At 62.9% G+C, this 23,491-nt stretch carries 17 protein-coding genes; 14 read left to right on the top strand and 3 right to left on the bottom strand.

Annotated elements, in window-relative coordinates; all coding sequences use genetic code 11:
* Positions 1-22 precede the first annotated feature (22 nt).
* The 4 genes from GCM43_RS18720 (at position 23) to GCM43_RS18735 (ending at position 6,348) form a co-directional block, all read left to right on the top strand.
* Entirely contained in the window at positions 23-1,564 is a 1,542-nt protein-coding gene (locus GCM43_RS18720) for a lipopolysaccharide biosynthesis protein (protein WP_226929556.1), read from the top strand.
* Entirely contained in the window at positions 1,557-2,975 is a 1,419-nt protein-coding gene (locus tag GCM43_RS18725; RefSeq protein ID WP_152247073.1) for an O-antigen ligase family protein, read from the top strand. The genes GCM43_RS18720 and GCM43_RS18725 overlap by 8 nt, the downstream gene beginning before the upstream one ends.
* Positions 2,975-3,919 (top strand): glycosyltransferase family 2 protein, encoded by a 945-nt coding sequence (locus GCM43_RS18730; RefSeq protein ID WP_152247075.1) that lies wholly within the window; start codon positions 2,975-2,977, stop codon positions 3,917-3,919. The genes GCM43_RS18725 and GCM43_RS18730 overlap by 1 nt, the downstream gene beginning before the upstream one ends.
* Positions 3,920-4,107: 188 nt before the next feature.
* On the top strand, positions 4,108-6,348 hold the full coding sequence (locus GCM43_RS18735) for a heparinase II/III domain-containing protein (RefSeq protein ID WP_152247077.1): 2,241 nt from the start codon (positions 4,108-4,110) through the stop codon (positions 6,346-6,348).
* Positions 6,349-6,440: 92 nt separating this feature from the next.
* On the opposite strand, the gene GCM43_RS18740 is transcribed toward GCM43_RS18735, so the two are convergent.
* Entirely contained in the window at positions 6,441-7,433 is a 993-nt protein-coding gene (locus GCM43_RS18740; protein ID WP_152247079.1) for a glycosyltransferase family protein, read from the bottom strand.
* Between the two features lie 237 nt (positions 7,434-7,670).
* On the opposite strand from GCM43_RS18740, the gene GCM43_RS18745 reads away from it, so the two are divergent.
* The 8 genes from GCM43_RS18745 (at position 7,671) to GCM43_RS18780 (ending at position 19,189) form a co-directional block, all read left to right on the top strand.
* Positions 7,671-8,882, top strand: a complete 1,212-nt coding sequence (locus GCM43_RS18745) for a glycosyltransferase (protein ID WP_152247081.1) — start codon at positions 7,671-7,673, stop codon at positions 8,880-8,882.
* A gap of 137 nt (positions 8,883-9,019) precedes the next feature.
* Positions 9,020-10,102, top strand: a complete 1,083-nt coding sequence (locus tag GCM43_RS18750; RefSeq protein ID WP_413770968.1) for a glycosyltransferase family 4 protein — start codon at positions 9,020-9,022, stop codon at positions 10,100-10,102.
* A gap of 23 nt (positions 10,103-10,125) precedes the next feature.
* Positions 10,126-11,994, top strand: a complete 1,869-nt coding sequence (asnB, locus tag GCM43_RS18755; RefSeq protein ID WP_152247085.1) for an asparagine synthase (glutamine-hydrolyzing) — start codon at positions 10,126-10,128, stop codon at positions 11,992-11,994.
* Between the two features lie 8 nt (positions 11,995-12,002).
* Positions 12,003-14,006 (top strand): heparinase II/III family protein, encoded by a 2,004-nt coding sequence (locus GCM43_RS18760; RefSeq protein WP_152247087.1) that lies wholly within the window; start codon positions 12,003-12,005, stop codon positions 14,004-14,006.
* Between the two features lie 20 nt (positions 14,007-14,026).
* Positions 14,027-15,337: a nucleotide sugar dehydrogenase gene (locus tag GCM43_RS18765; RefSeq protein WP_152247089.1), complete on the top strand. Its 1,311-nt coding sequence runs from the start codon at positions 14,027-14,029 to the stop codon at positions 15,335-15,337.
* On the top strand, positions 15,318-16,565 hold the full coding sequence (locus GCM43_RS18770; protein WP_193315678.1) for a glycosyltransferase family 4 protein: 1,248 nt from the start codon (positions 15,318-15,320) through the stop codon (positions 16,563-16,565). The genes GCM43_RS18765 and GCM43_RS18770 overlap by 20 nt, the downstream gene beginning before the upstream one ends.
* A gap of 25 nt (positions 16,566-16,590) precedes the next feature.
* Entirely contained in the window at positions 16,591-18,021 is a 1,431-nt protein-coding gene (locus GCM43_RS18775; protein WP_152247091.1) for a mannose-1-phosphate guanylyltransferase/mannose-6-phosphate isomerase, read from the top strand.
* A 112-nt stretch (positions 18,022-18,133) separates the two neighbouring features.
* The gene (locus GCM43_RS18780; protein ID WP_152247093.1) at positions 18,134-19,189 is read left to right on the top strand and encodes a TIGR03790 family protein; all 1,056 of its coding nucleotides are present in this window, start codon (positions 18,134-18,136) and stop codon (positions 19,187-19,189) included.
* Positions 19,190-19,235: 46 nt separating this feature from the next.
* Here the strand turns inward: GCM43_RS18780 and GCM43_RS26200 are convergent, their stop codons facing one another.
* The gene (locus tag GCM43_RS26200) at positions 19,236-19,970 is read right to left on the bottom strand and encodes a PEP-CTERM sorting domain-containing protein (protein WP_226929557.1); all 735 of its coding nucleotides are present in this window, start codon (positions 19,968-19,970) and stop codon (positions 19,236-19,238) included.
* A gap of 549 nt (positions 19,971-20,519) precedes the next feature.
* Here GCM43_RS26200 and GCM43_RS18790 point away from each other — a divergent pair.
* A complete protein-coding gene (locus GCM43_RS18790; protein WP_152247095.1) occupies positions 20,520-21,041 on the top strand; it encodes an FxDxF family PEP-CTERM protein in 522 nt (173 codons plus the stop codon).
* A 274-nt stretch (positions 21,042-21,315) separates the two neighbouring features.
* On the opposite strand, the gene murJ is transcribed toward GCM43_RS18790, so the two are convergent.
* On the bottom strand, positions 21,316-22,863 hold the full coding sequence (gene murJ / locus GCM43_RS18795) for a murein biosynthesis integral membrane protein MurJ (protein ID WP_152247097.1): 1,548 nt from the start codon (positions 22,861-22,863) through the stop codon (positions 21,316-21,318).
* 309 nt (positions 22,864-23,172) lie between these two features.
* Between murJ and rpsT the strand changes: the two genes are divergently transcribed.
* Positions 23,173-23,439 carry a 30S ribosomal protein S20 gene (gene rpsT / locus GCM43_RS18800; RefSeq protein ID WP_152247099.1) on the top strand — a complete coding sequence of 89 codons (267 nt, stop codon included), beginning with the start codon at positions 23,173-23,175 and terminating at the stop codon, positions 23,437-23,439.
* The last annotated feature ends 52 nt before the right edge of the window (positions 23,440-23,491 follow it).

Consider the following 23,491-nt stretch of genomic DNA (forward strand, 5'->3'; position numbering starts at 1 on the left):
CAGCGACATCAACAAAAAAAGCGTGAGCGCGGTGAAATGGGCGGCGCTGGGCACGGTCTTCATGTTCGGCCTGCAACTGGTCACGCAAGTGGTGCTGGCGCGTTTGCTGGGGCCGGAAAACTACGGCTTGTTTGCAATGGGCCTGATCGTGCTGACGTTCAGCAATTTCCTGGCCGACTTCGGCTTTTCCTGGGGCCTGGTGCAGAACCAGACGCTGGTCGACGAGGACGTGCGCTTTGCCGTGACCTGGCAGGCGATCACGGGCCTGGCCGCCATGGTGCTGCTGTTCGTGCTGGCGCCGGCGATTGCCGACTACTTCAAGGAGCCGCGCATCGCGCCGGTGATCGCCTGGATGAGCGTGACCTGCCTGCTCAACGCCCTGACGGCGCCGGGCAGCAGCCTGCTGCGCCGCCAGCTCGACTTCCGCTGGCTTAATCTCATCCAGGTGGCCAGCTATATCGTCGGCTACCTGCTGATCGGGCTGACCATGGCGTATGCCGGCGCAGGCGTATGGACGCTGGTGTGCGCCTGGCTGGGGCAGGCTGTCACTGCGCTGGTGCTGACCTATGCGCGCACGCGCTTCTCGCTGCGTCCGCTGCTGTGGTACGAGGGCGCACGCCGCTCGACCCATGTGGGCGCAACGGTGTTCGTGACCAATCTGTGCAACTGGTTCCTCAACAATATGGACCGCGTGTTCCTGGGCCGCTTTCTGAGCGCGCATGCGGTAGGCGTGTATGCGGTCGGCTATAACCTGGCCAATACGCCCAACGGCCTGTTCCTGAGCGCGCTGCAGCCGGCCTTCCTGGCCACCGGTGCCAAGCTGCAGGACGATCGGCCGCGCCTGCGCGACACCTATCTGTCGGTGCTGGCCACCATCTGGATCGTGATCCTGCCGCTGTTCGTGCTGCTGGCCGTGCTGGCGCCGGCCCTGATCGGGGTGTTGTATGGCAAAGTATGGCAGGAGTCGGGCGTGGTGCTGACCATTCTGGCGCTGGCCATGCCGGCCTATATCACCTGGGGCATGTCGACGCCGATCCTGTGGAATACCGGCGGCAAGCATCTGGAAAGCCTGCTGCAGCTGCCGCTGATCGTGCTGGCCGGCGTGACGCTGTGGCTGTTTGCCGGGCAGGGCGCGGCCACGGTGGCGCTGATTGCCGGCGGCACCTTGCTGGCGCGCGCGCTGGTGGTGGCAACCTCGGCCTGCCGCCGTCTGGGCGTGCGCGCATCGGACCTGGCGCCGCTGGCGCTGCGCGGCGCGGCCATGGGCCTGCTGGCCGCCGCCGGCAGCGGCGCCGGCGTGATGCTGGCAGGTCTGGTCAGCGACCATCCGTTGCCCGCTTTCCTGGCCGGCACCGCACTGGGCGCAGCGTTGTTGCTGTCCGCCGTGCTGGCCGTGCCGGCCTTGCTGGGCGCGCGCGTGGTCGGCATGCTGGCGCGCTTCAGTCCGCCATTGCCGGCCACCGTGATTGCTTACCTGCGCGCACGCTGCGGCCTGCGCGAGGATTTACAAGAAGTGCGCTTACAGGAAGTGAGCTTACAAGAAATGCGAGAACGACATGAGTGAAATTTTGCTGGGTCTGTTTGCCCTGGTGGCCGCGCTGCTGGTGGTGTTTGTGATTGCACTGAGCATACACTGGGGCAGCAAGCGCGAAACCGGGCTGGTGCCGTATATCTTTTATCCGGTCATGATCTCGATCGCCTCCGCGGCCATCCTGTCGCACCGCGATATCTCCGGCGAGGAGTTACTGATGAGTGCGGTGGCGGTGGCGCGCCATCCTGCCAGCGCCTGGATCGGCCGCTTCACGTCGCTGTTTGTCATCTTTGCCTGCGGCGAGCGCCTGCTGCACCGGCTGACGTCGCGCGAGAAGACCCGGCCGATGCCGATGCTGCTGTTCTGGGCCTTGCTGCTGTATTTCCTGACCAATATTGTCAGCCCGGCGTTTCTGGGGCGCCATACCGATGTGTCGCATGAGTATCTGTACATGTTCCTGGCCGGCTACGCGGCCCTGCTGATGACGTCCAGGGAGGTCGACCTGAGCGTCATTTCCATGCGCAACGCCACCCTGGCGTTCCTGGTGCTGAGCGCCGTGATCCTGGTCTTGAATCCGAACATGGTGGCCAACAAGGGCTATCACGGCTTTGTCCCCGGCGTCAGCATCCGCTATGCGGGTCTGGCCAGTCATGCCAACAGCCTCGGGCCGATGGTGGTGGTGTTTTTGCTGTGCCTGCTGCGCAAGCCTTATACCTGGCGTTCGCTCAATCTGTCGGCCTGGGCGCTGGGCCTGTTCAGCCTGCTGCTGACCCAGTCGAAAACCAACTGGATCGCCTGCATCCTGTGCTTTGCCTGCGTGGCCTATTTCGGGTTCCGCGAACAGATCAAGGCGCGCCTGTTCGATTACCGCCGTCCGCAGCTATCGATTATCGGCATCTTCTGTTTTATCCTGATATGCACCATGGCGCTGCTGATGGTGATGTTTGGCAGCGTGGACGCCAAGCTGGCGAAGTTTGCTTCCAGTAACGATGGCTTCGACCTGCTCAGCTTTACCGGGCGCGATGTGATCTGGCAGGTGGCGCTGCAGGAGTGGCACAAGTATCCCGTGTTCGGCTACGGCCTGCCGATCTGGGATGAGGCGTTCCGCGCCAGTATCGGCATGCCTTACGCCAGCCACGCCCATAGCCAGTTCTACCAGAGCCTGTCGAGTGCCGGCACGGTCGGTGCGGCCGGGCTGCTGGTGTATGCGGCGGTGCTGCTGTACGCCAGCGCGCGCGCGGCCAAAGCCAGCGGTGGCCTGTCGATGGCGCTGTTCGTGCTCATTGCCAGCCGCTCGGTCAGCGAGGTACCGCTGTCGCTGACCGGTTTCGCGGCCGAAGCGCTCACGCATCTGCTGCTGCTTATTATCGTCGCTGCCTACTTCCCGGTCGAGGACCGGCAGGCGGTCAGGGCGCGCAAGGTGCGCGTGCCGGGGATGGCCTGATGCTGTGCTCGGTAATTATTCCGCTCTATAACAAGGCGCCCTATATCGAGGCGGCGCTGGCCTCGGTGCTGGCGCAAACCCACGCCCAGTGGGAAGTGGTGGTGGTCGATGACGGTTCGACCGACGCCGGTGCGCAGCGGGTGCTGGCCTGCAGCGATGCACGCGTGCGGCTGGTGCGCCAGCCCAATGGCGGCGTGTCGCGCGCGCGCAATCGCGGTATTGCCGAAGCCCGTGGCGAATTGATCTGTTTTCTCGATGCCGACGACTGGTACGGCCCGGTGTACCTGGAAACCATGGTGCGCATGGCGCAGCAGTATCGTGCCGGCGCTTTTTTCGCCTGCGGCTTCGAGCGCATTCCCGATGGCAGCCCGGCCGTGTTGCACTATCAGGGAGCGGCGCCGCGCGAGACGCAGCTGCTCGACGACTTTTTCGAGCGCCGCCGCCGGGTCGGGCCGTTTTTCTGCACCAACTCGGTTGCCGTCAGGCGCACCGACCTGCTGCCCTTGCAGCCCTGTTTTCCGGAAGGCGAGTCAGCCGGAGAGGATCAGGATTTGTGGTTTCGCCTGGCCGAACGCCTGAAGCTGGGATTTGCCCCGGAGAAATTGGTGGCCTACCGCGTCGACGTTGCCGGCAGCCTGTGCGCAGTCGAGGCGGTCGATGTGCTGGCGCCGACCTTCACGCGCCTGGAGCAGCGCGCGCTGTGCTGGCCGGCGTCCGACCCCATGCGTGCTTCTGCCTTGCGGCTGGTGTCTGACGCGCGCGTGAGCGTGGCGCGGGCCGCGCTTGCGCGAGGACGCCGCGGTGCGGCGCTGGCCGGACTGCGCCGCGCCGCCAGCGGCGGCATGTCGCGCCACTGGTGGGTGACGCTGGCCCTGTGCTGTGTGCTGCCGACAGCGCTGGTCATCAAATGGCAAATGTGGCGCGAAAAGAACATTCGCCCCTGATCGACGACTAATATTAATGCTCCTGGGAATACTTTAGGTATATTCTGGCAGTGCACAAGGAACCGCGGCGCGTTGCACCGCGCTGGCGCAGCAATGGCCGGTACCCCTGGCACCTCGCAAGAAAAGCTGACGCAAAGCATGGGCGACGCCATGTCAAGACAGCATCCCACCTGATCGTAAATATTAACATGATACCTATTAAACTCGACAAACATAAGCTGCTTGGCGCAGCGCTGCTGCTTGCATTTTCAGCATGTGGTCCAGCCCAGGCAGACTGGGCGCTGGCGACCGATCCGCTGGCCGTGCACACGCTGCCGGACAACCGCCAGATCCAGGCGCAAAATCCGCCCAGCTTTACCTGGTCGCGTCACCCGCAGTCGCCCGCGTCGTATACGATCGAGGTCAAATCTGGCGGCGCCATCGTCAACACCTTTACCTCGTCGCGCAACTGGTATTTGCCATCGAAGAAGTTCGAGGCCGGCACCTACACCTGGCGCGTGCGTCCAAGCAACAGCAAGGAATGGTCGAGCCCGCGCGTGTTTATCATCAACGCCACCTCCGGCGTATTTGAAGTGCCGGAAAGCGAGACCTTGCGCGCCGCTATCGTCTTGCGGCCGCGTCCGCGCGGACTGGAAGACAACGCCACCTTCTTTTCCACCTGGAGCGCCGCCAAGCGCGCCGACCGCAGCCAGGTGCTGACCTGGCTGAGCAATGAGGTCAAGCGCAATATGACGGAAATTGCCCCGGTGTCCGACGCAGAATGGCCTTTGTCGCCAGGCAAAGTGCGTACGGCCGCCAATGAAGCGCAAAATGCGCGCGTTATTTCCCGCACCAATGTCAGCGCGCGCCAGCTCGAGGCTGCCTCGCTGCTCTACCGCGTGACGGGCGAACAGCAATACCTGGACGAGGCGCTGCGGCGCGGCGACCTCAACGCGGCGCTGAGCCCGAACGGCGGCACCAGCTTCGCCAACCATGACCAGGGCAACCGCGCCATTGCGCAAAGCCTGATCAAGGCGGTCGACAACCTCGGCAGTGCACTCGATGCGCCGCGCCGCGCCAGGTGGCTGGAAATGGTGCGCGTACGCACCAATGCGATGTACGCGGACCTGGCGGCGCAGACCGGGCGCCTCGATCAATATCCGTACGACTCGCATGCCGCCAGCAATATCGGTTTCCTGGCGCTGATATCGACGCTGTCACTGGGCGACATTCCCGAGGCCAAGGACTGGTTCGACTTTTCGTTCCGCGCCTTTGTCAGCTCCTACAGCGTCTGGAGCGGTCCGGAAGGCGGCTTTGCCAACGGTACCGCGTATGCTGAATACGAGGCTGACTATGCCTTGCAGATCTGGCCGGCACTGGCGCACGCCACCAAGGTCGACCTGTTTACCAAGCCGTGGGCGCGTGGCTTCCTTGATTACCTGATGCATTTCGTGCCGCCTGGCTCGCAAACGCATGTGTTTGGCGATGGCCATGAAACAGCGCCTGAAATGCGCATGATGAAGGGCTTTGCCGCCCATTTCGCCACCCCGGCCGCAGCCTGGTATTTCAAGAATCTGGACCGTACCGACGACTCGCTGGCTACGTTGCAGGCGCAGTATCCGCTGCCGGTGACCACGGTGGCCGCTGCTGCGCCGCCGGTCAATTCCACCTATTACCCCAGCATCGGCTGGTCGGCCATGCATAGCGACATCGGCAATGCACAGCGTACCTCGGTGTATTTCAAATCGAGCCCCTACGGTTCGTTCAACCACAGCCATGGCGACCAGAACGGCTTCGTGCTGGCCAGCGCTGGCGTGCCCTTGCTGACCGAGGCCGGCTGGTATGACTGGTACGATTCGCCGATGTGGAGCACCTGGTATCGTCATACCCGGGCCCACAATGCCCTGACGTTCGACGGCGGCCAGGGCCAGCTGGTCGATGGTTACGAAGAAACCATGGCGCGCAACGGTCGCATCACCGCCTTCGTGCCCAAGGCAACAGTCGACTATGTTGCCGGCGACGCGACGCTGGCCTATGGCGGCCAGCTCAAGTCGGCGCTGCGCAAGCTGTGGTATCTGCGCACCGTCGACGCAGTCGTGGTGCAGGACCAGGTGAGTTCGGACACGCCGCGCGTCTTCGAATGGAACTTCCATACGTACGCGCCGATTGTGGCCGACGCCGGCGGCGCGCTGTCGGTGACCAACCAGGGCCGCAAGGTGTGTATCGTGCAAGTCAGCGACGGTGCGCGCTTCGAGCGGCGCGCAGGTCCGCCGCCGCAGGCCGGCACGTATGAGGAACACGGCGTGTTCGTGAAGTCGGCGGCAGCGCTGAGCGGTGAATTCCTGACCGTGCTCGATGTGGGCTGCAAGAAGCCGGTCATCAAGCTGGGCAGCAACGGCACGGCCCGCACCTTAAGCGTGGGCAAGCAGGTTGTAACCTTGCCCAACTGATCATATTGATTGAAAAAAACCGCTGTCGTTGCGACAGCGGTTTTTTTTCGCCCGGCCTTTAAAAAGCGTGGTGCGTCCAATGTCCGGGGCGCTCAGGGCGCCAGCAGGAAACGTTCGACTTCCTGCCCTGGTCCTTCCGATTGTTCCAGCCGCGCTGCAGCGCGCGACACCTGTTCGGCCAGCTGTGCGCGGAAATGCGGGTCGCACAAGGCGCGGCGCAAGCCTTCGCGCATGGCCAGGCTGTCGCCGGCGGCCACGAAGCCGGCATAGTCGGCTCCCAGGTAGGCTTCGATCGCTTCGTGGCGCGTGGCGATCAGCGGTTTGCCATTGCGCAGCACCCGCAGCACCACGCTTTGCCCACATGCCTCACCCTGGCTTTTGAGCGGCATGGCCACCACCCGGCTGCGCGCCAGCAGGATTTCAAACTGCGCCTCGGGCAGGTCCAGGTGTACGCTGGTGCGCGTCGGGTCTTGCGCTGCAATCTGGTTTTGCGCCGACGCCACGATGACCAGGTGGGCGTCCAGCGGGCGCGCCGCCTCCAGCAGCAAATCATAATCGCGGTTGGAAAAGCCGCCGGCAAAGATGCTGCCGTCGTCGTGCCGTTGGGCCGCCGTGGCGGCGCCGTCCAGCTGCTGGCGCCACAGATGGAAATGCACGGCGGCAGGGGCAATGCCCACTGTCTCGGTCAGGTTGCGTTTTTCGCCTTCGGAAAAGGCGATAAACTCCAGGCCGGGAAAATTGAGCAGGCGCCAGGCGCGGTTGACCACGCTGCGTGCGCGTGCGCCATGCACGAAGCAACCCATGACCAGCAGGCGCTGCGGCCGCGGCAGCAGACCCATGCGTATCAGCGCCAGCACCGGCAGCGCCTGCCAGCCGACAACCAGCAGGCGGTCCTGCGTGCGCCACAAAGTGCGCAGGCGCAGCAGCGACGGCGACAGCATGGCGCCCAGAATGGCGCGCTTGCTGCGCATCACTGGGAGCGCAGCGTCGCCTGGGCCGATATTGGTTATGCGCGCGCCGGCGGCGGCCAGATGCTCGACGATATCGCGGTAGGTTCCCGTTTCCGACAACAGAACATGTATCATCGTTGCACCCTGTTAAAAATGTATATTATCGCATTAAACCGCCACGCGGCAGGGTCATGGCGCTGGATGTTTTAATGCTAGCAAGCATATGTTTATTGCAATATTGAAGGAGTTTCTATCGACATGATATTGATGCAATTCATGTAATGTAATTAATTATTTCGTAAGGGCATGATATGCTGCGTGGCATGCGTGCCGATTGCCGCTCGCTGACCGTTGACCCCTACTGAACCGCCTATGCCGCTGAAGATTTTGCAACTGGTGCCGGAAAGCCTGCCCACGTTTCGCCCCGATGTGGCGGTGCTGTTCGGCAAATATCTGCCGCGCCATGGCGTCGAGTGCGATATGGTTGGCATGCCTTCGACGTTGCCGCCGCAGCAGCAAGGCTACCGTTCGGTATGCAGCGGACGCTTCCTGCGCAGCCGGCTGCTGCGTGAGCTCGCTTTCCAGTGGCGCTGCCTGCGCGCCCTGTTGCGTGCGCGCCGCGCCAGCTGCGACGCCATCCAGGTGCGCGACATGGTGCCCACCGGCCTGCTGGCGCTGCTGGTGGCGCGCCTGAAGGGCATACCGTTCTATTACTGGGTTTCCTACCTGATCAGCGAAGGACGCATCGAGCGCGCCCGCAGCAGCCTTGCGCAGCGCCCCTCGCTGCGCGCGCGGCTGGTGCTGTACAAGGGCCTGAGCGAGCAGTGGCTGCTGTACAACATCGTCTTGCCGCGCGCCAGCCATGTATTCGTGCAAAGCGAGGCCATGCTGCGCATGATGCAGTCGCGCGGCATTGCCGCCGGGCGCCTGACGGCCGTGCCGATGGGGGTCGACATGGAGGTGCTGCAGGCGCAGGCTATTGCGCCTGTGCGCCCGGCTGGCTGGGAGCGCACCCCGTTGCTGGCCTACCTGGGCACGCTGGACCAGTCGCGCCAGCTTGAACGCCTGCTCGATGCCTTGCTGCTGGTGCGCCGCCAGGTGCCCGACGCCTGCCTGTTGCTCATAGGCGCCTCCGATACGCCATCCGATGTCGATGCGCTGCTGGCCTGCGCGCGCCGCGCCGGTCTTGCCGATGCCGTGCGCGTAACGGGCTGGCTGCCGTCGAGCCAGGCCTGGCCCTTGCTTGCCGGCGCCGACGCTGCCCTGTCGTATATCCCCCGCGGCGTCCTGTTCGATGTCAGCTCCCCCACCAAGCTGCTGGAATACCTGGCCCTGGGCATGCCGGCCGTCGGCAATGACAGCCCGGACCAGGCCGAAGTGCTGGCGGCCAGCGACGCCGGCTGGCTGACGGCCAGTGAGCCGGCCGCGATGGCTGCGGCTATGGTAGCGATCCTGTCCGATGTACCGGCTGCGCGCGCCCGTGCCCGGGCCGGTGCCGCCTATATCGAGGCGCATCGCAGCTACCGCGTACTGGCGCAGGCGCTGGCGCAACGCTATGCGCAGCTGCGCGATGCAGTGCGCTGACGCAGCGGCCTGGGCGCTGGGGCAGGTGGATTATCTACAGAGAAAGATGTTGTCAGAATCGGCGCGATGCAGAAAAATATGCGAGCAGGCGTCTTAATTGCAAATGTATAACATATAATGTAAATATGACTACGATAATGCTGCTCGGTCCTGCGCTTCACGCGGTAAGCGGGGTAACCACTCACTTGAATCAACTCTTTCACAGCTCGCTGGCGCGCGACCACCAGCTGGTGCACTTCCAGGTGGGCAGCGAAGGGCGCAAGGAGTCGCGCCTGAGCAAGCTGCTGCGTTTTGCCGCCAGCCCGCTGCAGTTCGTGCAGGCCGTGCGCAGGCAGCGTCCGCAGATCGTGCATATCAATACCTCGATGGAGTGGCGCAGCTACTGGCGCGATATCGTGTATCTGGCGCTGGCCAAGGCGATGGGCAAGCGGGTCGTGTACCAGGTGCACGGCGGCGCCTTGCCGCAGGTTTTCTTCCAGGGCAGGCCGCTGTTGACAGGGCTGCTGCGGCGCGTGCTGCGGGCGGCCGATTCGGTGGTGCTGCTGGCCCAGTGCGAACTGCAGGGCTATCGCAGTTTCGATCCGGCGCTGTCGCTTGAAGTGATCCCGAACGCGATCGAGGCGGGCGCTGACGACGGCGCCAGGCCGCTGGCGCCTGCGCGCCCGCTGGCGCTGGCGTATGTGGGGCGGCTGGCTGAAAACAAGGGCTTGCTCGACCTGCTCGACGCGCTGCAGCTGGTACGCGCGGCAGGCGTGCATGTCAGCCTGTCGCTGGCCGGCAGCGGACCGCTGGAGGCGACCTTGCGCGCGCGCATCGCCACGCTGGGCCTGCAGCAGGAGGTGCGTTTGCTGGGGCCGGTTTTTGGCGCTGAAAAAGACGCGGTCTGGCGTGATGCCGACCTGTTCTGCTTTCCCACCTATCACCAGGAAGGCCTGCCGTACGCGCTGCTTGAAAGCATGGCGGCGCGCACGCCGGTGCTGGTCTGCCCGGTGGGGGCGATTGCCGACGTGATGCAGGACGGCGTGCATGGCGTGTTCCTGCCGCCACGCGACCCGCAGGCGCTGGCCGACGCCATCGTGCGTCTCGATGCAGACCGTGCGCTGTTGCAGCGCATGGGACAAGCTTGCCGCGAGCGAATTGAAAGCGCCTATACCGTCGAACGGCTGGCGCAGGATTTCCGCCGTCTCTACCATACCCTGCTGGCCTCGCCGGTGGCCTGAACCGTTTTTTAAAGCGAGATCTTATGTGCGGCATAGCCGGTTTGATTTTTCCCTCGGCCGTGACGGGCCAGCTGGCAGCGCTCGAGGTTATGGGGCGTGCCATTGCCCACCGCGGGCCGGACGATACCGGCGTGCTGCAGGCAACGACCCTCGATGGCGCCTGGCAGGTAGGGCTGCTGCACCGGCGCCTGTCGATCATCGATATCGCCACCGGCCACCAGCCGCTGGGCAACGCGGCCGGCGATGTGCAGATCATCTTCAACGGCGAGATCTATAACTTCCAGCCGCTGCGCGAGGAACTGATCGCGCTGGGCTACCAGTTCCGCACCGCCTCCGACACCGAAACCATCGTGCACGCCTATGTGCAGTGGGGTGAAGACTGCGTGCAGCATTTTCGCGGCATGTTTGCTTTTGCCATCTGGGACGCGCGCCACAACCGCGTGTTCATGGCGCGCGATCCGTTCGGCAAGAAGCCGCTGTTTTTGTGGCAACAGGACGGCAAGCTGGCGTTTGCCTCCGAGATCAAGGCCATCCTGGCGCTGCCTGGCGTGGGTGAGCACGCAAGCGCCAATCAGGCGGCCATCTGGGACTATTTTGCCTACCGCTATGCGCCTGGCCCGGCCACGCTGTTCGAAGGCATCAGAAAACTCGCGCCCGGTTCCACCGCCACCTGGGAAAACGGCGTGCTGCGCGAGCGCGTGTATTACACGCCGCCCGACAGCCGCCCGCGCGTGGCTGCGCCGCTGCCGGCCGACCCGGTCGCCACCTTTCTCGACAAGCTCGATGAATCGGTGCGCATCCGCATGATTTCCGACGTGCCGTTCGGCGCCTTTCTGTCCGGCGGCATCGATTCGTCGGCGGTGGTGGCGCTGATGTCGCGCCATGCCGGCGTGCCGGTCAAGACCTTTTCGGTCGGCTTTCGCGAGGGCGGCTTCAGCGAACTGGCTTACGCGGCCGATATTGCGCGCCAGTTCGGCACCGAACACCACGAGCTGGAAGTATCGGTCGACCAGGTGATCGCGCTGCTGCCCGACCTGGTGCGCTTTCGTGATGCACCGGTGGCCGAGCCGTCCGATATTCCGATCTATCTGCTGGCGAAAGAATCGCGCAAGACGGTCAAGATGGTGCTGACCGGCGAAGGCTCCGATGAGATTCTCGGCGGCTATCCCAAGCATGTGTACGAGCGCTATGCCGGCCACTACCAGTTGCTGCCGGGGGCATTGCGGCGCGGCCTGATCGAGCCGGCCATCGGCGCCTTGCCGTATCGTTTTCGCCGCGCCAAGACGGCCATCGTCAACCTGGGACTGGACGATTTTGACGAGCGCATGCCGCGCTGGTTCGGCATGATGTCGGACCAGGAGCGCGCGCGCCTGGTGGCCATGCCGGCGCCGGCGCGCACGCGCGAGGCGGGCCTCAGTTGTGGCGAAGGCAGTGCGCTGCGCCGCATCCTGTGCTTCGACCAGCTGAGCTGGCTGCCCGACAACCTGCTCGAACGCGGCGACCGCATGACCATGGCCGCCTCGCTCGAAGCGCGCATGCCGTTCATGGACCATGAGCTGGCGGCCTATGTATCGAGCCTGCCCGACGACTACCGCGTACGTGGTCGTACCACCAAATGGATCTTGCGCGAGGCGATGAAACAGCTGCTGCCGCAGGCGATCCTGGCGCGGCCGAAAGTGGGTTTCCGCGTGCCGGTCAACGAGTGGTTCCGCGGGCCGATGAAAGACTATCTGTATGAGCACCTGACGGGCGCCTCGTCGCGCACGCGCCACTACTACCATGCCGATGCGCTGCAACAGGTGCTGGCCGAGCATGTCCAGGGACGGCAGAACCACGAAAAGCTGTTGTGGAGTTTGCTGACGCTGGAAATCTGGCATCGCCAGTATCTGTGAGGATGGCGATGCTGAGCCAACTGACCTGGAAACTGAACCGCCTGCGCGCCATGGGCGCGCCGGAGGTAGCGCACCGCGTGCGCGATGCGCTGCAGCAGCGCCTGCAGGCGCGCGGCGTCGGCATGGCGCCGTCGCCGCCGGCGCCGAACCTGCAACTGCAGTTCGGCCAGCCGTGGCTGGGCCGGCCGCATGACGCCGCACCGCACCTGGCGGCGGCCGAACGCATCCTGGCAGGTCGCTTCGATGTGTTTGCGCTGCGCGACGTGGCGCTTGGTTTTCCGCCCGAATGGAACCGCGACCCGAAGACCGGCACGCTGGCGCCGTCTGGCTTTGGCAAGCTGCTCAACTACCGCGACGAGGCCGTAGTGGGCGATATCAAATGTCTGTGGGAGCCCAACCGCCACCTGTGCATCAGCGACCTGGCGATGGCCTATGCGCTGAGCGGTGAGCTGCGCTACGCGCACGGCGTGCAGGCGCTGCTTGAATCGTGGTGGCAGCAATGCCCGTATCCGCTGGGGCCGAACTGGAGCAGCGCGCTGGAACTGGCGCTGCGCCTGGTCAGCTGGTCGCATGCCTGGCAGTTGCTGGGCGGCGCCGGCAGCGTGCTGTTCCAGGGGGCGGACGGCGCGGCCTTCCTGCAGCGCTGGCTGGCCAGCATCTACCAGCATTGCCATTTTATTGCCGGGCATTTTTCGCGCCATTCCTCGGCCAACAACCATCTGTTCGGCGAGCTGACCGGCCTGCATGTGGCGGCGCTGACCTGGCCGTGCTGGCCCGAGAGCGCCGGCTGGCTGGCGCAGACCGAGCGTGAGCTGGAAGAACAGGCGCTGGAGCAGAACGGGCCCGATGGCGTCAACCGCGAACAGGCGATCTATTACCAGCACACGGTGGCCGACGAGATGCTGCTGTGCGTGCTGGCCGGCCGCGCCAACGCCCGCCCGCGCTCGGCCGCCTTCCTGCAGCGGCTGGAAGCCATGCTGGAGTTCCTGGCCGCCATGATGAACGTGGCCGGCCAGGTGCCGATGATCGGCGATGCCGACGACGCCCAGCTGGCCAACTGGGACAAGTCGCCCGGCGCCAATCCCTACACCTCGCTGCTGGCCAGCGGCGCGGCGCTGTTCGGACGCGGCGACTTCAAACGCAAGGCTGGCCGCTTTGACGAAAAGAGCGCCTGGCTGCTGGGCGAAGCAGGGCGAGCTGCCTTTGACGCGCTGGACGCTGGCATGGCGCCGGCGCTGCCGCGCAGTTTTGCCGACGGCGGCTATTATGTAATGGGCGCGCGGCTCGATACGCCATCGGAAGTGCGCCTGATTGCCGACGCCGGGCCGCTCGGCTACCTGGGCATCGCCGCGCACGGCCATGCCGATGCGCTGGCCTTGAGCCTGTCGGTGGCCGGGCAGGCGGTGCTGGTCGATCCGGGTACTTACGCTTACCATACGCAAAAGCAGTGGCGCGATTATTTTCGCGGCACCAGCGCCCACAACACGCTGCGTATCGATGGCCGCGACCAGTCCGAATCGGGCGGCAATTTTCTGTGGCTGCGCAAGGCGCGCAGCGTGTGCGAAGCGTGGCAGCACGATGGCGAGGGCGGAAAGCTGTGGCGCGCCAGTCATGACGGCTATATGGCCTTGCCGCAGCCGCTGCTGCACCGGCGCACGGTGCGCGTGGCGCCGGACGGCGCGCTGATCGAGGTGGTCGATGAGCTCGAAGGGCAGGGCGCGCACGAGGTCGAGCTGTTCTGGCACATCGATCCGCAGTGCCAGCTGGAACTGGAGGGCGCCGTGCTCAAGGTGCGCGGCAAGGCGTTTGCGCTCGAGATGCACCTGCCGCAGGTGGCCGGTGCGACGATCGCGCTGGTGCGCGGCAGCGAACAGCCGGTGATGGGCTGGATCTCGCACCGCTTTGATGAAAAGCAGGCCTCGCCCACGCTGGTCTGGCGCGCGCACCTGGCGGGTCCCGCGCGGCTGTGCACCACCCTGCATCTGGCAGTCGATGCCGAGCAACACATCTGATATCTATACACGAGGAAAACATGAAAATCAGCATATTTGGTTTGGGTTATGTGGGCGCCGTTTCGGCTGGCTGCCTGGCTACCGACGGCCATCAGGTGGTGGGCGTCGATCCGAACCGCACCAAGGTCGACCTGATCAACCAAGGCGCCACGCCGATTATTGAAAAAGATATCGGCGAGATGATCGCCGCCACCGTCAAGAGCGGCCATCTGCGCGCTACGGCGGACGTGCGCGACGCCGTATTTTCTTCGGATATGTCGCTCATTTGCGTGGGCACGCCGTCCCAGCTGAACGGCAATCTGGACCTGAGCCATGTGCGCAAGGTCTGCCAGGAAATCGGCGCGGCGATGGCCGAAAAAGACTCGTTCCATGTGGTGGTGGCGCGCAGCACCATGCTGCCAGGCTCGATGCGCGCGCTGGTGATCCCGACCCTGGAAGCGGCGTCGGGCAAGGTGGCCGGCGTTGATTTTGGCGTCTGCAACAATCCTGAATTCCTGCGTGAAGGCACGGCCGTCTACGATTACTACAATCCGCCCAAGACCGTGATCGGCGAGACCGACGAAAAGGCCGGCGCGCTGCTGGTGCAGCTGTATGAAAAAATGGATGCGCCGCTGGTGCGCACCGATGTGGAAACGGCCGAGATGGTCAAGTACACCGACAATACCTGGCATGCAGTCAAGGTGGCGTTTGCCAACGAGATCGGCAATATCTGCAAGGCGGTCGGCATCGACGGCCACAAGGTGATGGAGATCTTCTGCCAGGATACCAAGCTCAATCTGTCACCGTACTACATGAAACCCGGCTTTGCCTTTGGCGGCTCGTGCCTGCCCAAGGATGTGCGCGCGCTGACCTACAAGGCGCGCGCGCTGGACCTGGAGCTGCCGCTGCTCAATGCGATTTTGCCGTCGAATCAGAAGCAGGTGGAAAAAGGCCTCAAGATGATCGTCGACAAAGGCGCGCGCAAGGTCGGTATTCTGGGCTTTTCGTTCAAGGCCGGCACCGACGACCTGCGCGAGTCGCCACTGGTCGATGTAATCGAACATCTGCTGGGCAAGGGCTATGAGCTGAAACTCTACGACAAGAACGTCAACCTGGCCGCGCTGACCGGCGCCAACCAGGATTACATCCTCAACCATATTCCGCATATCTCCAAGCTGATGGTGACCTCGATGCAGGAAGTGCTCGACTTTGCCGACACCATCGTGATCGGCAATGGCGCCGCCGAATTCAAGGCCGTGCCGGGCAGCCTCAAACCGCACCAGTATATCGTCGACCTGGTGCGCATCAGCAAAGAGCAAAGTGGAGAACAATATGACGGCATCTGCTGGTAATGCCATGGGCGGCAAGCCGCGCCGCGTGTTGATCCTGGTCGAGAACCTGCCGTCGCCGTTTGACCGGCGCGTCTGGCAGGAAGCCACCACGCTGCACGCCAATGGCTATGAAGTGTCGATCATCTGCCCGACCGGCAAAGGCTACGAGTCGCGCTACGAAGCCATCGACGGCATTCATATCCATCGCTACAGCCTGCCGCTGGAAGCCGAGGGCGCCAAAGGCTACCTGGTCGAGTATTCGCTGGCGCTGTTTCATACCTTCCGCCTGGCGTGGAAGGTGCATTTTGCGCGCGGCTTCGACGTGATCCATGCCTGCAATCCGCCCGACCTGCTGTTTTTGATCGGCGGCTTTTTCAAGCTGACGATGGGCAAGCGCTTTTTGTTTGACCATCACGACATCAACCCGGAACTGTACGAAGCCAAGTTCGGCCGGCGCGATTTTTTCTACAAGCTGATGGTGCTGTTCGAGCGCTGGTCGTTCAAGAGCTCCGATGTGTCGATCGCCACCAACGAGTCGTACAAGAAGATCGCCATCGAGCGTGGTGGTATGAAACCGGAAGACGTGTATGTGGTGCGCAGCGGCCCGAAACTGGATCGCCTGCGCGTGCTGCCTCCGGTACCTGCGCTGAAAAAAGGCCGCGCCTACCTGGTCGGCTATGTGGGGGTGATGGGCGCGCAGGAAGGCATCGACCTGCTGCTGCAGGCTGCCCAGTATATCGTGCAGACGCTGGGACGCCAGGATGTGCAGTTCGGCCTGGTGGGCGGCGGCACCTCGCTCGAACAGATGAAGCAGATGGCGCAGCAGATGGGCATTGCCGACTACGTGACCTTTACCGGCCGCGTGCCGGATCAGGAACTGCTGGAAATGCTCAATACCTCGGACGTGTGCGTGAACCCGGATGTGGCCAACGACATGAACGACAAGTCGACCATGAACAAGATCATGGAATACATGGCGCTGGGCAAACCGATCGTGCAGTTCGACCTGGTCGAAGGCAAGGTCTCGGCGCAGCAGGCTTCGCTGTATGCGCTGAAGAACGACCCGGTCGACATGGCGCGCAAGATCGTCGAGCTGCTTGACGATCCGGCGCGCCGCGCGCAGATGGGCGAGTTCGGCCGCCACCGCGTGATCAATGAGCTGGAATGGGAATACGAGGCGCCGAAACTGCTGGCGGCCTATGCGCGATTGTTCCCGGCGGCGGCACCGGTGCCTGGCATGAGCAAGTAAAAACAGTCATCAGGAAAGCATTTTCATGAATATTTATCCAGTCATTTTGTCGGGCGGCTCCGGTACTCGTCTGTGGCCGCTGTCGCGCGCCGTGCTGCCCAAGCAGCTGCTGCCCCTGGTGACCGAGCACACCATGTTGCAGGAAACGGCGCAGCGTGCGCGCGGGCAGGTGGCAGATGGTGTCCAATTCATGGCGCCGCTGGTGGTGTGCGGCAACGAGCATCGCTTTATGGTGGCCGAGCAACTGCGTGAAATCAAGCTTGAGCCACTGGGCATCGTGCTTGAACCGGTGGGTCGCAATACGGCCCCGGCCGTGGCCGTGGCGGCGCAGTATCTGCTGGCCATCGATCCGGAGGCGCTGATGCTGGTACTGCCGGCTGACCATGTGATCGCCGACGTAGCGGCGTTTCACCGCGCCATTGCCGAGGCGGCCGTGCTGGCAGAAGCTGGTGCGCTCGCTACCTTTGGCATCGTGCCAGCCAGCGCCGAAACGGGCTATGGCTATATCCGTAGCGGTGCACAGGTAGTCGCAGGCAGCAATGGGCGCCAGGTCGAGCGTTTCGTGGAAAAGCCGGACCTGGCTACGGCCCAGTCCTTCCTGGCCGCCGGGAATTATTTCTGGAATAGCGGCATGTTCCTGTTTCGCGCCGCGCGCTACCTGAACGAATTGCGCGCCTATCAGCCGGCCATGCTGGCAGCGTGCGAGGCGGCCGTGCGCGACGGTTACCGCGACCTCGATTTTTGCCGACTCGATGAAAAGGCCTTTGCTGCCAGTCCATCGGACTCGATCGATTATGCGGTGATGGAGCATACGGCGCAGGCGGTGGTGCTGCCAGTGTCGATAGGCTGGAGCGATGTCGGCTCCTGGTCGGCGCTGTGGGAAGTGCAGGCCAGCGACGAGAACGGCAACGTGGCGCGCGGGGATGTGTATCTCGATGGCGTGCGCAACTGCCTGGTGCGCGCCGAACGGCGCCTGGTGGCCGTGATCGGCGTGCAGGACCTGGTGGTGGTGGAGACCGACGATGCCGTGCTGGTGGCGCACAAGGACCAGGTGCAGCGCGTCAAGCAGGTGGTCGATCATCTGAAGCAGCAGGGGCGTAGCGAGCACTTGCAGCATCGCAAGGTGTACCGGCCCTGGGGTAGCTACGAAGGCATCGATATCGGCGAGCGCTTCCAGGTCAAACGTATTACCGTCAATCCGGGCGGCAAGCTGTCGCTGCAGATGCATCACCACCGCGCCGAGCACTGGGTGGTGGTCAGCGGCACGGCCAGGGTCACCTGCGGCGACACGGTTCGCCTGTTGACGGAAAATGAATCGACCTATATCCCGATCGGCATGACGCACCGGCTGGAAAACCCCGGCAAGCTGCCGCTGCACCTGATCGAAGTGCAGTCGGGCAGCTACCTGGGCGAGGACGATATCGTACGGCTGGAAGACGTCTATCGGCGCGTCTAGTTTTTTACCTGCAGCGCACTGCTGAAGCCGGCCAGTACAGGGCTATAATCGAGGCAATATTTCGGCTTCTATTTCGACTTTTGTTTCGATTCCTTTACTGGCGATACGACCCTTGCGTAACCTGATCTGTTTTTCCCTGGCGCTGGCTGCGGCTGCAGCTGCGCCGGTGCACGCCGATGCGCCACCTGCGGCCACTGCCGTGCCGTCAGCCGAAGCGCTGGGCCTTCAGCCCTCGCAACTGGCCATCGTGATCAACGATGCCGAACCCAATAGCGTGGAAGTGGGCGAATACTACCGGCAGGTGCACGGCATCCCGGCGGCCAATGTCGCGCATGTGAGCATCCCGAACCGGCCGCGCAAGCTCAGCATGGATCAGTTTGCCCAGCTCAAGGAGCGCATCGACAGTCAGCTCAAGCCCGGCATCCAGGCTGTGCTGATGGTGTGGAGCGCGCCGTATGCGGTTGAATGCAATTCGATCACCTCGGCCTATACGCTGGGCTACGATGCCGGCCAGTGCAACAAAAGCTGCGATCCCGGCAAACCGAGCCGCTATTACAACAGCAAGGTCACGCAGCCCTATACGCAGCTGGGCATGCGCTTGTCGATGCTGCTGCCGATCGATTTTGCCGAAGAGGCCAAGGCCGTGGCCGACCGTGGCGCCGTCAGGAACTTCTCGCCGCCGCCGGCCAACGCGTATTACCTGACAACCTCGGATGCCGCGCGCAGCAGCCGCGCGCAGCTGTTCCCGCCGGCCGGGACGCTGGCGCAGCGCAAGCTGACGGTCAAACAGCTGAAAGCCGACAGCCTCGAAGGCGCGCAGGACATCATGATCTACCAGACCGGCATCGCCAGGGTGGACAAGCTCGAAACGCTGCGCTTCCTGCCTGGTGCGCTGGCCGATCACCTGACGTCGTTTGGCGGCGATCTGCGTGGCAGTACGCAGATGAGCAGCCAGCGCTGGCTGGAAGCGGGCGCGACGGCCAGCTATGGCACCGTCAGCGAGCCGTGCAGCTACTGGCAGAAGTTTCCCCATCCCGGCCTGCTGTTGCGCAGCTACCTGGCCGGCAACACCGCCCTTGAAGCGTACTGGGGCAGCGTGATGTGGCCGGCGCAAGGCTTGTTTATCGGCGACCCGCTGGCGGCGCCGTACGCCAATTTCCGGCGCTGATGCATTTTTCCTGGTCGAAAAAAAAGGCTCTTGCGAGCCTTTTTGCTTATGCTTTGGCAGCTTTGCGCTTGCGCGCCAGCGCCACCAGTCCCAGGCCCACCAGCAGCATGGCGTAGGTTTCCGGCTCGGGCACGGCCGGCACGTTCGGCGTGACCGGCAACAGGTTGTTGGTGGTGGTGTTCAGGCCGCCGCCCGAGCCGCCGCTGCCCACACCGCTGCCCTGGGGAGCGCTGTCCGACAGCGAGGCCGACGTCGTCAAAGGCGCTTCGCTGTCGCCGCTGTTGCTGCGCAGCGCTGTGCGGCCAGCGGCACCTGGCAGGCCGTAGCTGCGCGCGTCGTCCAGCGGTTCGAATTGCTCGTTGGCGACAAAGTCACGGGTAGCAAAACGATAGCTGTTGTCGTTGGCGCTGCTGGGCCAGTGGTTTTCAATGGTCGGGTTGCCGCCGGCGCCCGGCTTGGTGGCCAGGCGGTGGGTGCCGTCGCCCGATTGAAACGTGCGCAATTCCTGGTCAGACACTGGCGTACTGAATTCCGGTGTCTGGCCGACGCCGTCGTTGGCGCGCACATCGATGCCGATAAAACCGTTGGCCAGGCTGCAGGCGCTGTAGGTGCCGTCCATATTGGCTTCTTTCGCTTCGCCATTGGCGTTGGCGGTGCTGGCCAGGCAACTTTTTTGCTGGTCGCGCGGCTGCGGCGCAGTTTGCGCTTGCGCGCTGCCGGCAAACAACAGCGTTGCAAGCAGCAGGGAAATGGTAGCAGGTGCGGAAACAGATTTAAACATGATCGCTCTCTTAAGAAGCAGGTGCGCGGTGCGTAGACGCACGCGTGAAGCGCATATTGCAGCCTTCCGTTACTGCGACCGTTGTGTGCGGTAACAAAATGCTTTTCAAGGTCAGGCGTGGATAAGGCCTGTACCCAGGTAGTCTTGCTGGTGGTTTTGCTGTTGCTCTTGTCAGTAACAAAACTTATTTGTAGGAAATATATCATATTTCGGCCAGTAACGCTCAGGCCGCTGTCAGAAAATTCGAGACTGTTGCGTGCATGCTGCTTACTGTCGCCGTCCAATGTGCCGGTGGGCAGGCGCACGTCCTGCACGTCCGCGCGTTGCTTCATTCTATGTTGCTGAGTTCGGTTGCAATAACCATTTTCTCATTGCAACTACTCGACATAGGCAAGTGTTTCACGCCGAAATTTTATTTCAATAATTGAAACTCAGATAAAATAATTGCAACGAATTGCGGTATGATTATGCTACCATTTCCTTCAGTACTATTGGTACTCCTGGTGGCCTGCAATACGGCAGCCATCACTCACTTCGAAGGAATAAGCTATGAAAATGAAATTTATTGCGGCCGGTGTCGTGATGGCGGCCGCATCGTTCAGCGCCTCGGCGACCGATCATCTGTTGGGTATCCTCGATCCGACCGGTTCCGATACGCTGTCCGATGTTTCGCAGAAGTTCGCACAGGTCGGCTTCGCCATCAATGACAGCTGGTTTTTCCAGTTGCTGACGCCATCGGCGACTTCCTTTGGCGCGCAGCAGACGTTCTCGGTCGACCTGAACGCCATCACCGGCTTTGCCGGCACCTTGTACAGCGAGGATGGCAAGGTCAATTATGGCTCGTTCAACAGCATAATTGGCGCCAAGACGCAGGAGCTGAGCTGGGGCGGGCCACTGGCGGCCGGCACTTACCGGGTCGATATTGTCGGTGATACTGTTGCCCGCAATACGCAGTACACGGCAACAGTGGCAGCCCTCCCGGTGCCTGAGCCGGAGACTTATGCCATGTTGCTGGGTGGTTTGGCATTAGTCGGCTTTGCCGCGCGTCGCCGCATCAAGGGCGCTGTCTGATTTTTTTGCTTTAATAAAAGCGGCAAGGCGAAAAATGGCGGGCCAGAGACGCGAGGCTGAGAAAATGCCGATGGCCGTGGTGTTGTCGGGTTACGCCCTGCGGGCTAACCCGACCTACGCCTTGCCCTCGACATTTTTCAGCCTCGCTTGGCCCGGTGCTCCTGTGCCGGCGGCAGGAGTGTTGTCACCTTTACTGTTGGGCTTGTCGAGCAGGAACGCTAACTTGGCGGCATCGTCGCCTGGCGGTTATATTGCGAACAGCCTGATCATCTGCTCAGGCGCTGCGCTTGAAGTCGCGGAAGCGAAAACCGGCTACTAGCAGGACGCCAAAATAAGTTACTGCGCAGGCGCAGATCAGCAGGCCCAGCGCGCCGGCGCGCAGCAGCGGGTGCGCCTGCATGGCAATCCAGTCGATGCGTGCGGCGCCATAGGCGGCCACGCCACCCATCACGGCCAGCGCCGGCAACAGGCGCAGGAAAAACGTCAGCCAGCCAGGCTTGGGCTGGTAAATGCCGCGTTTGCGCAGGCCCCAGTAGAGGAAGCTGGCGTTCAGACAGGCGCCCAGGCCGATCGACAGTGCCAGGCCGGCCACGGCAATATAGGGCACGAAAATCAGATTCATCAATTGCGTGGCAATCAGCACGCCGATGGCAATCTTGACGGGCGTGCGGATATCCTGGCGTGCATAGAACGCCGGCGCCAGCGTCTTGACCAGGATAATGCCGATCAGGCCCAGGCTGTAGGCCACCAGCGGTTCGGTCGACATGGTCACCGCTTCGGCAGAAAATTTACCGTAATGGAAGAGGGTGGCGATCAGCGGCGTGGCCAGCGTGGCCATGCCCACCGCCGCAGGCAGGGCCAGCAGGAAGGTCAAGCGCAGGCCCCAGTCGAGCAGTGATGAATATTCGGTCTTGTCGCCATCGACATTGGCCTTCGACAGGCTGGGCAGCAAGATCGTACCCAATGCCACGCCCAGCATGGCGGTGGGGAACTCCATCAAGCGGTCCGCATACGACAGCCAGGAAATGCTGCCCTCGGCCAGGCGCGAGGCGATGCTGGTATTGATCATCAGGCTGATCTGTGCGGCCGAGACGGCAAACACGGCCGGCCCCATTTTTTTCAGCACGCGCCGCACGCCGGCGTCTTTCAGGCCGCTGGCCGGATTGATCGACAGGCGCGGCAGCATGCCGACCTTGATCAGCGCCGGCACCTGGATCGCCACCTGCAGCACGCCGCCCACGAAGACCGCGATGGCCATGGCGTAGATCGGCTGCTGCAGATGCTGGGCCAGAAACAACGATGCCACAATAAACGACAGGTTCAGCAGCACTGGCGTGAAGGCGGGAATCTTGAATTCACGCCAGGTATTGAGCACGCCGCCGGCCAGCGCCACGAAAGACATAAAGCATATATAAGGGAACATCAGCCGCGTCATCCAGACAGCGGCATCAAAGGCGCCCGGGTCCTTCTCGAGGCCGGTGGCGATCGCGTAGACAAACCACGGCGCGCCGACGATGCCCACCAGCGACACGATCAGCGTGGCCCACACCAGCGTGGTGGCGACATGGTCGACCAGTTGCTTGCTGGCCGCTTCGCCCTGTTGGTTTTTGTATTCCGACAAGATGGGCACGAAAGCCTGCGAAAACGCGCCTTCGGCAAACAGGCGGCGCAGCAGGTTGGGGATGCGGAAGGCCACGATAAAGGCGTCGGTGTAGGCGCCGGCGCCAAAGGCGCGCGCGAACAGGCTCTCGCGCAACAAACCGGTGATTCGGGACAGCATGGTCATGCTGGATATGGCGGCGAGGGTGCGGAGCAGGTTCATGGGGGCAGATTATAGCCGGGCACAGGGTGCACAAACGGTTAAAATCCGGTAATAATTATGTTTCTGAGTACGCCGAAAACGCGGCTGGCAGCCCTGTTTTTGCGTGCTTTGGCGTCGACACTGTTTTTTTTGAATTGCCCTCGCTTGAAAATATCGTTATAATCGAAGGCTGTACAGAATTCTGTTACGCAGACACTAATGTTTGACAGGCACTGGTTTGGCACACATGGTTCGGCAGACGCACAGAACGCACCGGTTGGCAAACACTAATGTTTGCAAACGCACTTTGACCCTGTTTTAGGAAATTCCATGGCAAATACCGCACAAGCGCGCAAACGCGCTCGTCAAGCAGTTAAGCAAAACGCACACAATTCGTCCCAACGTTCGACCCTGCGCACGGCTATCAAAGCTGCTCGCAAGGCGATCCTGGGTGGCGACAAAGCAGCTGCTGCTGCGATCTTCCAGGCATCCGTGTCGACCATCGACCGTATCGCTGACAAAAAGATCATCCACAAAAACAAGGCAGCTCGCCACAAGAGCCGTCTGGCAGCTGCCCTGAAAGCACTGTCCGCTTAATTCACGCCAGGCCGGCCTTCGCGCCAGCCTTTGCTTGAACAGCAAAAACCCG

The sequence above is a fragment of the Janthinobacterium aquaticum genome (assembly GCF_009208565.1).
GTDB lineage: Bacteria > Pseudomonadota > Gammaproteobacteria > Burkholderiales > Burkholderiaceae_D > Janthinobacterium.

What these genes read in the sequence shown, in the direction of transcription:
- GCM43_RS26200 (WP_226929557.1), bottom strand. Translation starts at nt 19,970, where the DNA reads ATGTTTAAATCTGTTTCCGCACCTGCTACCATTTCCCTGCTGCTTGCA.
- GCM43_RS18740 (WP_152247079.1), bottom strand. Translation starts at nt 7,433, where the DNA reads ATGATACATGTTCTGTTGTCGGAAACGGGAACCTACCGCGATATCGTC.
- GCM43_RS18725 (WP_152247073.1), top strand. Translation starts at nt 1,557, where the DNA reads ATGAGTGAAATTTTGCTGGGTCTGTTTGCCCTGGTGGCCGCGCTGCTG.
- murJ (WP_152247097.1), bottom strand. Translation starts at nt 22,863, where the DNA reads ATGAACCTGCTCCGCACCCTCGCCGCCATATCCAGCATGACCATGCTG.
- GCM43_RS18765 (WP_152247089.1), top strand. Translation starts at nt 14,027, where the DNA reads ATGAAAATCAGCATATTTGGTTTGGGTTATGTGGGCGCCGTTTCGGCT.
- GCM43_RS18775 (WP_152247091.1), top strand. Translation starts at nt 16,591, where the DNA reads ATGAATATTTATCCAGTCATTTTGTCGGGCGGCTCCGGTACTCGTCTG.
- GCM43_RS18730 (WP_152247075.1), top strand. Translation starts at nt 2,975, where the DNA reads ATGCTGTGCTCGGTAATTATTCCGCTCTATAACAAGGCGCCCTATATC.
- GCM43_RS18790 (WP_152247095.1), top strand. Translation starts at nt 20,520, where the DNA reads ATGAAAATGAAATTTATTGCGGCCGGTGTCGTGATGGCGGCCGCATCG.
- rpsT (WP_152247099.1), top strand. Translation starts at nt 23,173, where the DNA reads ATGGCAAATACCGCACAAGCGCGCAAACGCGCTCGTCAAGCAGTTAAG.
- GCM43_RS18745 (WP_152247081.1), top strand. Translation starts at nt 7,671, where the DNA reads ATGCCGCTGAAGATTTTGCAACTGGTGCCGGAAAGCCTGCCCACGTTT.
- GCM43_RS18770 (WP_193315678.1), top strand. Translation starts at nt 15,318, where the DNA reads ATGACGGCATCTGCTGGTAATGCCATGGGCGGCAAGCCGCGCCGCGTG.
- GCM43_RS18735 (WP_152247077.1), top strand. Translation starts at nt 4,108, where the DNA reads ATGATACCTATTAAACTCGACAAACATAAGCTGCTTGGCGCAGCGCTG.
- GCM43_RS18760 (WP_152247087.1), top strand. Translation starts at nt 12,003, where the DNA reads ATGCTGAGCCAACTGACCTGGAAACTGAACCGCCTGCGCGCCATGGGC.
- asnB (WP_152247085.1), top strand. Translation starts at nt 10,126, where the DNA reads ATGTGCGGCATAGCCGGTTTGATTTTTCCCTCGGCCGTGACGGGCCAG.
- GCM43_RS18750 (WP_413770968.1), top strand. Translation starts at nt 9,020, where the DNA reads ATGCTGCTCGGTCCTGCGCTTCACGCGGTAAGCGGGGTAACCACTCAC.